The following is a 14,588-nucleotide window of genomic DNA, read 5'->3' as shown; positions in this document are numbered from 1 at the left end:
GTGGTACTGACTTCCACCGGGGCGGGCTACTAGAGTTCCTGCCCGGTTTCCACACCCCTACGGACGTGAGGAGAGCGGTGCCCGCCAAACGGACCTGGCTTGACGTCCCGTACGCGGAGAAGGACCTGGCGAAGGCCGAGGGGGCGAGGTGGGACCCCGGCGCGCGCCGGTGGTACGCGCCCCGGCCGGGTATCGCCGAGTTGGAGCGCTGGTCGGCCCACCCCGTGGTTCCCGACCTGTTGCCCGGGGAGGGCCGCTCGCTCGGCTCGGGACTGTTCGTCGACCTGGTTCCCACCACCTGCTGGTTCACGAACGTGCGCTCGTGCGTGTCACAGCAGGACTGGGAGCGGTTGCGCCGCATGGTGGTGAACCGCGCGGGGCGGGTGTGTGAGATCTGTGGGGCGTCCGCCGACCGCGAGGCGCAGCGCTGGTTGGAGGTCCACGAGAGGTGGGTCTTCGACGAGCGGTCCAGGAATCAGACCCTGCGGCGCCTGATCTGTGTCTGTACCCCCTGCCATACCGTCACCGGGCCTTGACCCTGGATCTTGGACACGCTGAACCCGACAGGTGTCGGGAGGAAGCGAGAACCAGGGCATGGCCCGCAAGACCTACTCCGAGGAGTTCCGCCAGCAAGCGGTCGACCTCTACCTCAACACCTCGGGCGCCACCTTCAAGGAAATCGCCTCAGACCTGGGCATCGCCCGCGGCACCCTACAGAACTGGGTCTACGCCCAGCACCCCGAAGGCCGCCCCACCCCGAAAGCCGCCACACCCACCACAAACGCCCCAGGCGCACCGGCCAAAAGCGAGAGCGCCGCGGCCAGGATCGCCCGTCTGGAAGCCGCCCTGGCCGCCGAACAGGCCGAACGCCAAAAGCTCGAGACCGAACGCGACATCCTGCGCCAGGCGGCCAAATATTTCGCGGGCGAGACGAACTGGTGAACCGCTTCGAGTTCGTCGCCGACCACCGACACACCTTCGAGGTGAAGCGGTTGTGCGAGGTCATGGGCGTGGCCCGGTCCTCGTTCTACGCCTGGCTCAAAGCCGCCCCCGCCCGGGCAGCACGCCAGGCCGCAGACCTGCTCCTGGCCGAGCGGATCCGCGCCCTGCAGGACCCGAAGCAGAGCGCAGACCCCGCCTACGGGGCGCCCCGGATCACCGCCGACCTCAACGACGGAGCACACGAGGATGCACACATCAACCACAAGAAGGTCGCCCGCGTGATGCGCGAGCACGACCTGGCCGGGATCCGGCTCCGCCGGCGGGTGCGGACCACCACCGCTGACCAGTCCGCCCGCAAGTACCCCGACCTGCTGGGCCGCGACTTCACCGCCCAGAACGTGGGCGCCAAGTACGTCGGGGATATCACCTACCTGCCGCTCGCGGGCGGACGCAACCTCTACCTGGCCACGGTCATCGACCTGTGCTCGCGCAAGCTGGCCGGGTGGGCGCTGGCCGACCACATGCGCACCGACCTCGTGGCCGACGCCCTCAGGGCGGCCGCCCGCGAGAGGGGCACCCTGGCCGGGGCGGTGTTTCACTCCGACCACGGATCGGTCTACACCTCCCGGGCCTACGGGGACCTGTATTCCGAGCTCGGCATCGTCCAGTCGATGGGGGCGATCGGGTCGAGCGCGGACAACGCTGCCGCGGAGAGCTTCAACGCCACCCTCAAACGCGAGACCCTGGCCGGGGAGGCCCCGTGTACGCGGACGAGGCGACGTTGCGGCGCACGGTGTTCCGGTGGGCCCACCGGTACAACACCCGTCGTCGTCACTCACACTGCGGGAACGTGTCCCCGAACGACTTCGAGGTCTCCAGAGCGTCTACGCTGGCGGTCGCGGCGTAATCAATCACCCCCGTGTCCAAGATCCGGGGTTAAGCCCCTCTGGACCGATGACGTGTGGGTGGTGGACTCCACCCCCGTGGAGTGCGCCCGCTCCCGCGAGACCGTCAAACGCTCCGACCTGGCCGGATGGGCCCAATACGGGTACTGCGCCTCCCATTCCCGGTTCTTTTGGGGGCTGCGCCTGCACCTGGTGTGCACCCTGAGCGGGCTTCCCATCGCCTTCGCCCTCACCGGAGCCAAAGCCGACGAGCGCACCACCCTGCTGGAGATGTTCGAAGAAGACCCCGGCCTGGTCACCGACCGCTCCGGGCAGACGCTGATCGCGGACAAGAACTACTACGGGCGCGACTTCGAACGCTCGTTGGCCCAAGCAGGTCTGTCCTTGCTACGTCCGGCACGCAAGGGAGAGCGCCCGCGGTCCGGGGCGGAGCTGTTTCGGCCGTTGCGGCAGGTCATCGAGTCCATTAACCAGACCTTCAAGGGCCAGTTGGACCTGGAACGGCATGGTGGGCGCACCCCGGGCGGGGTGATCGCCCGGGTGCTCCAGCGCATCTTGGCGCTGACCGCCGCGATCTGGCACAACGACCGCACCGGCCAGCCGGTCCTACGCTCGTTGACGGCCTACGACCACTGACCCCTTGGAATTACTCATCTAGACGACGCCGACGGTGCCCGTGCCCTGCTGGAGCGACTGATCCCGTTCGCGCAGGTGTGACGATGAGCAGGCCTGATGAACGGGGTTTCGGGCCTACTCGTCCCTCAGTTCCATGTCCTCGACCAGGGGGATGTTCTGCGGGCCGGGGTGCGTGAGGCCGAGAAGACCGGGAGAGTCGTAGCCAACCGGGATGAGGCCGTGTGTGGGCTCGAACTCGGAGGGGAGGTTCGTGTCCACCACGAAAAGCTGGAAGGGATTGTCCCGGGCACCGGCGATCGCCTGAATTCGCTTGTAGATGTTCAGGCTCAGCGCCTGGAGCGGCCCCAAAGACTTCTGCGGACTGTCCAGGATCAGGCAGCTGGGGAGGCGGTAGTTCGGGTTACTGAGCGCGGTCGAATGCAGGGTGAGCCAGTACCCCACGATGAAGGGGATCTGGTTGCCTCCGCTGATGTTGACCCTGTCGAACCTCGTGCCGTCGATGTACGGCAGGTAGTCCTTCGGGGAGATCCACCCCTCCTCCACATTGGGTGTGTGTAGGGCGTGCAGGAGACCGTTGTACAGAGTGCTCAAATGCTCGAACAGGTTGTCGTTGGAGCGCCGAAGGTAGTCGTCCCTGTCCCGATGCGCCTCCGCCGCGGTGTTGACTTTCGCCTCGGCCTGGGCCACATCCTCCTGGAAACTGGCGATCTGAAGGTCGACACCCAAGGCATCCTCGAGTCTGCCGATCCCGGCCTCGGTACGGGCCAGGGCCTCCCTCACCAGGGAAAGCTCCTCGACGTGGGGGCTGTTGGCGCCGGTCAGGAGCTCAATCTCCTCACGGAGCTCACGGTTACCCGCCTGGAGTTGCTCCAGATGGGTATGGAGGACCTCCCTCTCCCGCTCACCCTGGCGGTGCAGAGCCATGAGCTCTTCCCGCTGTTGGGTCAGCTGGACCTCCTGAGCCCCGGACTCACCCGGGATGACGAGTGGAAGGGCTCCCTCCCGCCCCGGCCTCCTTCGAAGGCCCTCCTCTGATGCCGGATCAGGTTCGTCCTGGAGACAGAGCCGACACGTGTTCTCGGGCACGGATGGTCCACGTTCGACGATGGACTGCATACAGCGCGGGCACTGGGAGAACTCGATGTGGGCCAGCAGCCCACCAGCACTGTTGACGCGCTGGACACGGTCAAACTCCCTTTCCAGTTCGGCCACGCGTGAACGTCGTTCTCCCTGGACATCATCGAGGGACTGAAGGGCTTCCCGAGTCCGAAGAACACTGTTGCGGTTGGTTTCGAGCAGGCCCTGCAGGGTGAGTGCGCGGTCGTCCCGGGTACCCATGGCGGAACGTAGCGCGGCGAGGCTCTCTGTGAGACGGTCGCGGCGCTGCTGAGCCTCCGCCAGTCCTTGGCGCACATCCGACCCGGAGGGCAGCGAGGCCCGCTCCCGGAAGGCGGTCACCCCCTCGTTACGCCTCTTGGACTGCTGGAGGTGGTCCCGGGCCTTCAGTAACTGCTCCTCCAGCTCCTGAAGTCGCTGGTCGATCATGTCGAACAGCAGCTGGAAGAGACGCCTACGCCGCTGGGTCACTCCGGATGCGTCGTGGTGGGCGATGCGCTGGTCGATGTCGCTCTGGGAGACGTGGACGTAGTCCCAGACGTGCGCGAAGGTCAGGGTGTCGCGTTGTCCGTTCACGGTGAAGTCGACGTCGTCGCGTATGCCCAACCATCCCAGGAGACGTTTTCCGATCGTCGGCACCTCGGAGGTGCCGTCCGACACCGGATAGCTACCGATGCCCTCCTGAAGTGTCAGGTCGTAGACCTGGACCTCACCCGGGGTGACGGTGCTGCGGGACAACCGGAGCTCTTGTGTCCCCGCCTCGATCTCGACATGGACCTTGAGCACCTTCCGTTCCACGACCGGGGTCTTGCGGAACTTCAACCCCAGCCCGAACTTGACGAGTTCGATGATGGTGCTCTTGCCCGACCCGGGAGGACCGATGATGAGGTTCAGGCCGCTGGAGAACTCACGGCGCGAGAGTTCTTCCGGCCGGTCCGTCTCGACCTCCAGAGTGTTGATACGGAAGCGGGTACTCACCTGATCACCTTCCCGAAACGACGGGTGTCGATCTGTGGAAGGTGCGCACGGATGAGTAGGGACAGACGGTTTCCGCTGAGGTGCCCGGCAGCCTCGGCGATCACCGAACAACGGTCTGCCACTCTTCTCCACGGCGGGGTGGCCCGGGCCTGTTCGTTCACAGACGCTCCCGCCGGGGTGGGGGCCAGGGTGACACGCGAACGCCCCTCGTTGCCGGACTGGAGAAGACGGCGGCTGATGAGAGCCCCCACGACCGTGTAGTAGCGCTCGTCCCAGGGGCCGTAGCGGTGCCGACGCATGGGAGCTTCCGGGTTCTGGGCGTCCGGGGCGGACAGGTGGAGCCTTGGATCGTCTGTGCGTAGCTCTTCCAGAGCCCGATTTGCCAACCCCGGGTAGCGCAGGAGGAAGTCCAGCTTGGCGAGCTGGGTCAGACCGTCAACGTGACCAGGAGTGGGGTGGGCGTGAGCCACCGCGTTGACCAGTAGGAGAACCCGAATCTCGTGGTAGTCGCGGTCGCGTTGGAACAGCGTGAGGTGTTGCACGGTCACGAGCCCTCCTGCTGGGTGTCGGGAGGGGACAGGGCGCGGGTGTTGGACTCACCAAACTCCAGGAGCAGGGCGCCGGCGTCGAACCGCTCTTCGGTGAACCAGACCCAGCACTTGTTGGTGACGTGGGCCACCGCTCCGGTCAGCAGCGTTCTGGTGAGGGGGAAGGGAAGCTCTGGGAGTCCGTCGACGGGAAGGCGGATGCTGTCACCCCACAAACGCCAGCCCATGTCCTCCTGCGGCACCTTCCGATTCTTGAGGTCGTACCCGACGTCGTCGACGCGCTGCAGCAGTTCCTTGGTGAAGACCTCCACCTGGGCGTGGTTTCCGGGGGAGTCGTCCACCCCGTCCGTGGCGTCCTTCCATGATTTCAGGCTGTCCTCGGCACGTTGGATCTCGTTGGCCCCGCATCGACCGGCGTCCATCTTCACAGAGACCTTGTGGCGGTAGGGGAACTCGGGCGCGAGAAAGTGGCGAGGGCGCCTCACCGCGCTGCTGACGACCTCCCGGGCCTGGTCGGTGGTGATTCTGCGGCGGAGTATGCTGTGGGGAAGATCCCGGCGTTCGTCGGAGTGGGATTTCTGGACGAGCTCACTGAGTTCGCCCCATTCGAGTCGTAGGCTGGCGCGCATGCTTTGTTCCACGAAATCCGTAAGGGTTTTCCACACTGATTCCGCTTGTTCGATCGGGTGTGCTAACCCTCGTAGGACCGGTTGGACGTAACTGATCGGTGCAGAGGAGTCAATGGTGCGCCGTCCTGGGATGTTGGTGTCCAACTGAAGTTTCCTCAGGAAAGGGTCAACCTTGCCCAGGAGTGCGCTGTTCGGTTTGCAGTCCTGTGCCCGGGCGCGTCGGCCGGAGGCCTCTTCTTCGCTGAGCCCAGCCTGCTTGTGATTCATCAACAGGTGCTGGGAAAACTTGTGACCCAGACCGGTGAACGCTGAGTCCGGCACCTCCCGTCGAGGGCTGCCGGAGGAAGCGTCGCTGACGAGGCACAGGTCTCCCAGGGGGGAGGTGTTCGCGCGGTGGAGAGCGTTGTTGGTAGAGAGTCGGCAACCGGAGACACTGGGGAGTCCCTGGGAATTTCGGTACAGGTGGGCGAGACCACCCTTGTCCAGGAGACTGGACCACTCCCAGGCGCCCTGGTCCAGATCCCGTTCCTTGCCTGAGACGAGGATGGTTTCGGGGCCGTTGAGGAGGACCCAGTCCTCCCAGTGCTCACTGATCAGGGCCCGATGCGGTAGGTCACGTCCTTCCCGTTGGTCAATGATGTCGTCCGCGACGAGTATCAGGAGATCGCGCGCGGCGACGCGGCATTGCCACGCGTACTTGTCGAAGGTCCGAGATCCCACGTCCTCTGGTGGGCGTGTCGTGGCCAACTCGAACTCGTCCAATCAGCACCATCCGCTCTGGCTGCCCTCTGCCTCTAGGTGTTTCTATCATTTGCAGTACTCCAAACAGCGAGGGTTGTGTCCGTTCTGTGATTAATCGATATGTGGGCGTTTCCTGGGCCAAAAAGGCATCAGCAAGGGTGGAGGAAGGGAAGCCTGTAGCCAGGATGTCAAGAGGCGAAAGGCGGGTTTTACGAGCGAACTTCGGGAAATCTCAGGAGGCGCATGTGGTCTCTGATGATGACAACGCCGCTCCGGGGCCGTGACCTGTGACAGTCAGTCCAAAGTCAGCCCCGAACCGCCTCCGCGACGGCAGCGATCTGGGACAGCAGGGCCTCCGGGTCGGTATCCAGATCCAGGACGTGCTGGTGCACGGTCACGCCCGGATCGCCGTGTAGACGGTGTTGTTCCGCTGTGGTCCCCGGGCCCGCCGCGTAGACCAGGTGTCCCTCAGCGAGGCCGAGCCGGGTGCAGTACGCCAGCATCTGGTACAGGTCGCCCGTGTGGCCGCCCTGGCCCCTGGCCCGCTTGTACTTGACGTCCACCACACCGGTCGGACCGGTGGCGCCCGGTGGCTCGTAGACGAGGTCGGGGCGCAGCTCGGCGGTGTGCGCGTGGTCCAGGTGGAAGCGCCTGTCCTGGAGCAGGCACCTGCCGCCTCTGCCGCGCAGGGTGTCGGCGAGGGCACGGGTCACGAAGTCCTCGAACACCTGCCACATGCGCAGGACGAGGCCGTCTGCGCGCACGGCCTGGTTCCCGGAGAACTCGTAGGAACCGGATCTGAGGACGAGTTCCGCCAGCCGGAGCGGGTTCTGGAAGCGGGTGTTCAGTCGACTGGGCTGCCAGGCGGGCAGCTCCTGGCCGGGTGGCAGGGGCTCCACCCCCTCCAAGCGGATGAGGATCCGACGCAGGAGGGCGCGTGTACCGGCCCGCGTCCCCGTGGTGCGAAGGAGCTTGCGCGTGGCCGTGAGCAGGATCCGGTTCTCGGCGATGTCCGTGGTGTGGTCGTCGTAGCGGATCTCCGCGGGCAGGGGCTGGCCGAAGCGGCGGCGGGCCTGCTCGGTGGTCCGCAGGCGACCACGAAGCACCGGCGCCGACTCCTCGACGGTGCGGTAGCCCTGGAGGACCCCCTGCCCGAGGGCCCGCTCGCACATGCGGGCGAAGGCGTGGGCGATGACGGGAAGCAGGTCGTCGTTCTCGTGGACGTCCACCGCCTCCTGGTGCCAACGCATGCCTCCCTGCGCGTAGCCGAGGAGGAAGAACAGGCGCCGGACGGGGAGCTTGGGTGTGATGACCAGGTCGATCGCCTCCCCTCGGGAGGTGAGCCGCACGGACCCGACCATCTCGCGGTCGGCGCTGACGCACCAGTGCCCCTCGGGTTCCGGTGTCACTGTGACCAGCCGCGAGGCGGTGAGGAGGGCGGCCTGCGCGGTGGTGAGCCGGACGCCCCGCTGCGGCCTGTGCTCTGTCAGCCGCAGAGCGACTGTCACGACCGCTCATCCAGTCGCAGTGCCCTGCGCAGAGAGGCGAGTCCGTACCTGGCCTCCACGTCCGTTCCGTCGCCGTAGTGGTGCTCTTCGAGGAGGGGGAGGATCTGATGGCGCCACACGCGGTCCAGGCCGGTGGGGGAGGAGTGGATCGACGTTCTCATCAGGTACGACGGGCCGATGCGGAAGTCGCGGTCGTCGATCCGGTCGTTGAGCGCGTCCAGCAGGAGCGCCGGGGTCTCCGGCAGGTCGTGGTGTTCGAGCCATTTCCGCAGCACCGAGGACACGGGTGCCGAGCTCGGGTGCAGCTCGGTGAACCAGAAGCGTCGGCGCATCGCGGTGTCGACGAGGGCGATCGAACGGTCCGCGGTGTTCATGGTGCCGATGATGATCAGGTTCCGCGGAAGGTCGAACCCGGCGTCTCCCTCGGACCCGTAGAGCAGCCGGACGGATCTGTTCCGGTACTCCAGCAGGAAGTAGAGCTCTCCGAAGACCTTGGCGAGGTTGCCCCGGTTGATCTCGTCGATGATCAGGACGAACGGCTCCGCCGGGTGTTTGCGCGCGGCGCTGGCGAGCGTGCGCAGAGGGCCGGGGGTGAGGGTGAAACCCGCGGACCGTTCGGCGTCACCGGGGTGGGGTCGGTACCCCTCGAAGAAGTCCTCGTAGGAGTAGGACGGGTGGAACTGCACGAGCTGGCAGTTCTCCGGCCGGTCCCCGGTCAGGTGGCGGGCCAGCTCCTGGGCCAGGTGGGTCTTGCCGGTGCCAGGGGGCCCGTAGAGGACCAGTTGGGGCTTGTCGCGGAGCAGGTCGACGCACTCCGCGAGCCAGGCCCCGTCCATGAAGACGCTCCGCGCGAACTCCTCGGTGGGCTCGGGCAGGGTGAACTCCCGCTGCTTCGGCGGCCGCTGCCGGGAGCCGCCGACCAGGGTCTCCATCTCCTCGCGGAAACCGGTGAGTTCGAGCAGATCGCTGTTGGGTGTGCCGACCCGGGAGGCCAGCTCGGCCGACAGGTCCTCGAACAGGTCGAGCGGTGCGGAGCGGGTGTGCCACACGACCTTGCGGACCAGCCTGTGCGGGGCCGAGGGAGCGTCGGTGCCCAGCTCCTCGCCGTCCACCACGCCGATGTGGACCTGTCGGCCGACGTTGGTGAGGACGAGGTCCCCGCCCCGCATCTTGGAGACGAAGCTGTGCAGCGCGAAGACGAGGCGTTCGCGCTCCTCCGCCGACCAGTGCTGGTGGAGGCGTTCGACGGTGTCACGGACCACGGTCTCGCCCACGCCCGGACGCAGGGAGTCGGCTCCGTTCGCGGTCAGGGAGCACACGCCCCGCTCCACCCAGGACGTGTGGACGGAGCCGTCTCCACCCGGGTCCGTGCCGCGGACCAGCCAGGCACGGGCGGGGAGCGGAGCCTCGTCGGCGGCCGTGCCGTCGGCGGAGACCTGTTCGGTGAGCTCGGCCCAGGACAGGCGGTGGCTGCTCAGGGTCCAGCCGTTGGGGCCGAGGATGCCGTCGGCGTCCAGTAGCGCGTTCGCCGCCGCCTGTTCCTCGTCCGTGAGGTGGGCGCACTCCGGTGTCCGGTCCTCCTCGTCCAGGACGCGGTGCCAGCCCTCGGTGCGTGCCGCCGACAGGTACTGCATCAGCGCCACGGGGTCCAGGCCGCTCACCTCGGCGAGGTCCTTCAGGCCGACCCAGCGTCCCTCCGGGAGCGACTGGAGGATGTTGCCGACCAGGTCGTAGCTGTCCTTGGCCCGTTTCCACTCGTGGTAGCGGAGCTTGATGAGGGGTTTGAGGTTGGCGTCCTCATCGAGTTCGGACAGGGTGTGGCGTCCGGCCCCCGTCAGTTCCCAGGTTCCGTCGCCGTCCTTGCGCATCCATCCGGCCTTGACCGCCTCCGTGGCCATCCAGCCCATGTGGGTGAACGGGGTGGTCTTTCCTGACACGGCTTTGCGCCAGGCCTCCTCCAACCCGGGGTTCGCGCCCAGGACGAGGTTCCAGAGGGTGTTCTTGTGCAGGCCTTCGGGATGCTTGTCCAGTACCTCGAAGAGCGTGCGGGTGATCCTGGCACTGAGTTCGCTGCGGGATGCCACGAAGGCTGCCTTCCGGGACGCGTGGGGCGGGGGAGAAGTGATGAGCGTACTGGCAGAACCGTCCCGCTATATGTTCTTTCCATACTTTTGTGGTCTTTCGTATCTGGAGTGGCCGGAAGCGGCCAGAGACGGAAAACCTCGAACGCGCCGGGGCCCCGGTTGGTACAACCTGCGTGGCGGAGTGCCAGCGGGCCGCGACCGAGCGGCCCCCTCCCGCCGAGGGGAGCGTGTGCGGGTGCCTCTTACGGATGGTCTGGTGGCCAGGATCGACTTCCAGGACGACGTCACCGAGGAGGAGGCGGACCGGCACACCCGTGACCTGGTTCTCCTGTTCGAGGACCTGGACGTCGACGAGGTCCGCGCCGCGGAGGGGGACACGGCCCCCGGCACCCGGTCGGCCGACCCCGCGACCCTGGCCGGTGCCGTGCTGGTCACCGGGATGCTGCTCAAACCCGTGCTCACGGCGCTCGTCTCCCTCGCCGGAACGTGGCTCGAACAGAGCGGTCAGAAGGCGGTGACGGTCGAGGTCGAGGGAGCCAAGGTCACCGTGCAGGGACCGGTCTCGCCCGGGGACGTGGAGGCCTACGTCCGGGCCCTGCGTGCGGGCCCCGGGTCCGCGGCCTCCGGACCGGAGGGCGTCGACGCCTGATGCGCACCGCCATCCTCCTCGGGGTCAACCGCTACGACGACCTGGAGAACCTGCACTCACCGCACGCCGACGTCGCGGCCCTGCAACGGGTCCTCAAGGACAACGGCCACTACGACCGGGTGGAGACCCTCCTCGACCCCACCAGAAACGGGGCCATGGAGGTACTGGAGGAGGTCCTGTCCACGGGGCGCCCCGACGACCTGCTGCTCGTGTCCTTCTCCGGGCACGGCGTCAAGGACAAGAGGGGCCGTCTGCACCTGGCGGTCAAGGACACGCGCCGAACACGGCTGGAGACCACGGCGCTCTCCGCGGAGGTGCTCAAACGCCTCCTGGAGGACTCCCGGATGCGGAGCAAGGTGCTCCTGCTCGACTGCTGCCACGGCGGCGCCTTCGCCGACGGGTTCGCCACCCGCTCCGCCGAAGACGAACCCCTGGATCTGCAACGCCAGCTCAGCGACGGCGCGGGCACCTACGTCATCGCCGCATCAGGCGCTCTGGAACGGGCCAGGGAGGGCGACAACACCCACGCCGTCCAACCCTCGCCCTTCAGCACCTCGGTCGTGCGAGGGCTCGCCGGTGCGGCCCCCGACGCCAACGGCGACGGATGGATCGACGCGGTGGACCTCTACCAGCACGTTCACCGCGAGGTGGACCACGTGGACGGCCAGCGCGTCACCGTCTCCTCCCTGGGAGTACGCGGGGCGCTGGTGCTGGCCCGCCACACCGGTGCGGCCACGGCGACCGACCTGCCCGGGCGCTCCGGCCCCGGTGCCTCCGCGTCCCACGAGACCGAGGCCGCACAGGAGGGCGCGGCGCGGAGGCACACGCCCGGTCCGTCCGCGAGCCGCGGACAGGGCGAGACCGTGGGACACCCCTCCCCGGGCGCCGCCGGGGGATGGCGCTGGGACTCCTACCTGGACTACCTGCGGGACTGCCTGACGCGGCAGAGCGTCCTCCAACAGCTGCCGGACGCCACCGGGCAGGACACGGCGGTCTGCGCCATGGGATCGGAGGTCCTTCTCAGCCGTGCGGCGGACCGGTGGGCGCTCACTGGGCGGGCCGGGAGCCTGGCCAGGGAGGCCGTCAAGGAGGGGCGTCCGCTGCGCTACGGCTATCCGACGGTGCTCTTCGACCCCGTCAGCAGCGACCGCCGCGGCACGAAGCCCAAACTCGCCCCTCTGATCGTCATGGACGTGGAACTGGCCCAGGAACCCGATGGACCCTTCCTCGTCCCGGTCGGGGAACCGGAACTCAACCGCGAACTGCTGGTCTCCGTGGCCGACCTCGACGAGGGCGACATCGAGGAACTGGTGGACTGGTTCGAGGCCGACTGGGACGGGAGCGGGGTCGCCGGTCTGGCGGACAAGGCGCGTGCCGTCTGCTCCCGCCTCGGCCTGCCGCGGGTGGACGACCTCGCGGCCGGGGAGCTGCGTGACTCCGTGGACGTGCTGCGCGGTGCGCGCCGAGGGGCGCAGAACGCCGCCCTCCTGTACCGGGCCGACCCCGCCGGCGCGGCGGTCAAACAGCTCGTCGGCGATCTCGACCACCGCGAGGGACGGAAGGGCATCCGGATCCAGTCCCTGCCCGGCACGGCCCTGGCCGCGCTGTCCGACCCACAGCACGCGGTCCGCTCGTGCGAGACCGCCCTGCCCGTGGTCACCGGCCGCAGCAACACCGCCCAGGAGGAGATCCTGGCATCGGCGATGAGCAGGACCCTGACCGTCGCCACCGGCGCGCCGGGTACCGGCAAGAGCGAACTCATCACCTCCGTGGTCACCACCGCCGTCGCCGCGGGCCAGTCCGTCCTGGTCGCCTCCACCAACAACACCGCCGTGGACGAGGTGGTCACGCGCGTCAACCGGATCGGCCCGGAGGCGGACCTGATGGTGCGTACCGGGAACCGGACCAGACGTGCCGCCGAACCCGAGATCCTCAACGCGCTGCTCGCGGCCGAGTGGGGGCCCGTGGATTCCGCCACCGCGCACGCGCGCCTGAGCGCCCACCAGCGCGGACTGGAGGAGGCCCAGCGTGAGCTGGCGGACGTCGAGGAGACCGAGCGGCGCCTGGCGTCGCTGGCCGACGCCCGCGAGCGACAGATCCGGCGTCTGCCCGACGGCGTTACCCCTGCCGATTTCGCGGGGCAGCGGCAGGTGGGCGACTGGGCTCGCAGGACCGGAGCGGCGCTGGAGTCGCGGTGGGCCCGATGGTGGCACCGCTGGTGGGTCCGTAGAGGACTCGGAATCGCCGGTACGGAGCGTGAGCTCGCTGAGGTGCTGGCCTTCCTGGTGATCGAGCGTGAGTGGAGGGAACTGCTCGAACGGAGGAGAGGGCGACCGTCGCCGGAGGAGACGGCTGAGCGTGTGCGCGCACTGCGCGCGGAGCGTCAGAAGGTGAGCAGGGAGTTCCTGCTGGGCCGGTTCGCGCAGTCCCTGGTCCGGGGGAGGGCCGTGATCGAGGAGCGGCTGCGCAACCTGGCGTCGGGGGACAGCGGCTGGAAGGGTATGAAGGCGCTGGTACGCGTGGTGAGGGCCTGGGCCACCACCTCCAGGTCGGTGCGCGGGGTCTTCCCGCCGGAACCGGGCCTGTTCGACCTGGTGGTGGTCGACGAGGCCAGCCAGTGCACCGTCGCGGACCTGGTTCCGCTGCTCTACCGGGCGCGGCGGGCACTGGTGATCGGCGACCCGCACCAGCTCCAACCGGTCAGCGCGCTGTCCGTGCAGGACGATCGCAGGCTCCAGGCCGTCCACGGGCTGAGCCGGTCCGAGGGCGAGGAGCGCTCCCTGACCTACACCGGTTCCTCCGCCTACCACGCGGCCGCCTCCGCTCTGGTGGCGGGCGGCGGTGAGGTGCTCTGGCTGGACGAGCACTACCGGTGCCACCCCGATATCGTCGCCTCGGTGAACCGGCGCTTCTACGGTGACCGGTTGGCGGTGCGCACCGACACGGCCACCCTGGCGGTACCGGAGGACCCGGCCGTTCGGTGGATCGATGTCCGCGGGGACTGCGAACGCCCCGAGGGGCGCTCCTGCCGCAACCGGATCGAGGCGGATGCGGTGGTCGGTCTCCTGCGCGAACTGTGGCGGACGCTGCCCGCCGACGTGAGTATCGGCGTGGTGTCCCCCTTCGCCGCCCAGGTGCGCCAGATCGAGCGGGCACTGGGTCACGGGGGACTCGAACGCATCAGGGTGGGCACCGCCCACCGTTTCCAGGGCGGAGAACGCGACGTGGTCGTCGTCTCTCCCGCGGCCGCCACGGGGGTGCACCGGCACAGCGGCCAGTGGGCGCTGCGACAGCAGAACCTGTGGAACGTCGCGGTCACCCGGGCCCGTTCGCGCCTGTACGTCGTCGGTGACCGGCAGTACTGGGCCGAGCAAGGGGGCCTGCTCTCCGACCTGGCCGCCGAGAACGCCCTCGGTCCGGAAAGGACCCTCAACGAGGCCGGGAACCGGTTGTTCGAGGCCTTGGCCGGTCACGGGGTCCGGGTGAGGGCCCGTCACCGCGTTCAGGGGTACGTCTGCGACCTGTGGTTCGCTGACACGGCCCCGGGCGCTGACACCGACCGGGGGACGGCAGTGATCGTTGACAGTGCCGGTTTTGGCGGCACCGCCTCCCCGGATCTCGGCCGGACCCTCCAGCGGAGTCTTGACCGGGTCGCCCTGTTCGCGGCGGTCTCCGGGCTGCCTACGGTACGGGTTCCCGCCTGGCGCTGCCTGACCGAACCCGAGGCGGTGGCGGTGGAACTGCTCGGCCGACACGCGGACGCCGACGAGGAACAGGCGTGCCCGGTGAGAGCGTGACCGCGTGACGCCGTCCCCTCCACCGAACCGGAGGGGACGGCGTCCGCGTACCTTC

General features: G+C 68.2%; 7 protein-coding genes and 3 pseudogenes. 5 read left to right on the top strand and 5 right to left on the bottom strand.

The window, feature by feature from the left end; all coding sequences use genetic code 11:
• Nucleotides 1-77 precede the first annotated feature (77 nt).
• The 3 pseudogenes from PV789_RS17920 to PV789_RS17910 form a co-directional block, all read left to right on the top strand.
• Nucleotides 78-527: pseudogene (locus tag PV789_RS17920) on the top strand (DUF5710 domain-containing protein); the annotation flags it as partial.
• A gap of 67 nt (nt 528-594) precedes the next feature.
• Nucleotides 595-1,849, top strand: a pseudogene (locus PV789_RS17915) (IS3 family transposase).
• Between the two features lie 37 nt (nt 1,850-1,886).
• Nucleotides 1,887-2,483, top strand: a pseudogene (locus PV789_RS17910) (IS982 family transposase); the annotation flags it as partial.
• A gap of 114 nt (nt 2,484-2,597) precedes the next feature.
• On the opposite strand, the gene PV789_RS17905 reads toward PV789_RS17910, so the two are convergent.
• From PV789_RS17905 to PV789_RS17885, 5 genes are all read right to left on the bottom strand, one after another.
• Complete coding sequence (locus PV789_RS17905) at nt 2,598-4,577, bottom strand: AAA family ATPase (protein ID WP_274973714.1); 1,980 nt, start codon at nt 4,575-4,577, stop codon at nt 2,598-2,600.
• Complete coding sequence (locus PV789_RS17900; protein WP_274973713.1) at nt 4,574-5,125, bottom strand: hypothetical protein; 552 nt, start codon at nt 5,123-5,125, stop codon at nt 4,574-4,576. The genes PV789_RS17905 and PV789_RS17900 overlap by 4 nt, the downstream gene beginning before the upstream one ends.
• Complete coding sequence (locus PV789_RS17895) at nt 5,122-6,516, bottom strand: hypothetical protein (protein WP_274973712.1); 1,395 nt, start codon at nt 6,514-6,516, stop codon at nt 5,122-5,124. Before PV789_RS17895 ends, PV789_RS17900 begins: the two co-directional genes overlap by 4 nt.
• Nucleotides 6,517-6,800: 284 nt before the next feature.
• Nucleotides 6,801-8,003, bottom strand: a complete 1,203-nt coding sequence (locus PV789_RS17890; protein ID WP_274973711.1) for an McrC family protein — start codon at nt 8,001-8,003, stop codon at nt 6,801-6,803.
• Complete coding sequence (locus PV789_RS17885) at nt 8,000-10,087, bottom strand: McrB family protein (RefSeq protein ID WP_274973710.1); 2,088 nt, start codon at nt 10,085-10,087, stop codon at nt 8,000-8,002. The genes PV789_RS17890 and PV789_RS17885 overlap by 4 nt, the downstream gene beginning before the upstream one ends.
• A gap of 256 nt (nt 10,088-10,343) precedes the next feature.
• On the opposite strand from PV789_RS17885, the gene PV789_RS17880 reads away from it, so the two are divergent.
• Complete coding sequence (locus tag PV789_RS17880; protein WP_274973709.1) at nt 10,344-10,736, top strand: hypothetical protein; 393 nt, start codon at nt 10,344-10,346, stop codon at nt 10,734-10,736.
• Nucleotides 10,736-14,533 carry a caspase, EACC1-associated type gene (locus tag PV789_RS17875; protein ID WP_274973708.1) on the top strand — a complete coding sequence of 1,266 codons (3,798 nt, stop codon included), beginning with the start codon at nt 10,736-10,738 and terminating at the stop codon, nt 14,531-14,533. Before PV789_RS17880 ends, PV789_RS17875 begins: the two co-directional genes overlap by 1 nt.
• Nucleotides 14,534-14,588: the final 55 nt, after the last annotated feature.

The sequence above is a fragment of the Nocardiopsis camelliae genome, assembly GCF_028993595.1.
Lineage (GTDB): Bacteria > Actinomycetota > Actinomycetes > Streptosporangiales > Streptosporangiaceae > Nocardiopsis > Nocardiopsis dassonvillei.
This window is presented reverse-complemented; position numbering and strand designations above follow the sequence as displayed.

Excerpts from the sequence above, each read along its gene's own strand:
- PV789_RS17875 (WP_274973708.1), top strand. The coding sequence starts at position 10,736 with ATGCGCACCGCCATCCTCCTCGGGGTCAACCGCTACGACGACCTGGAG.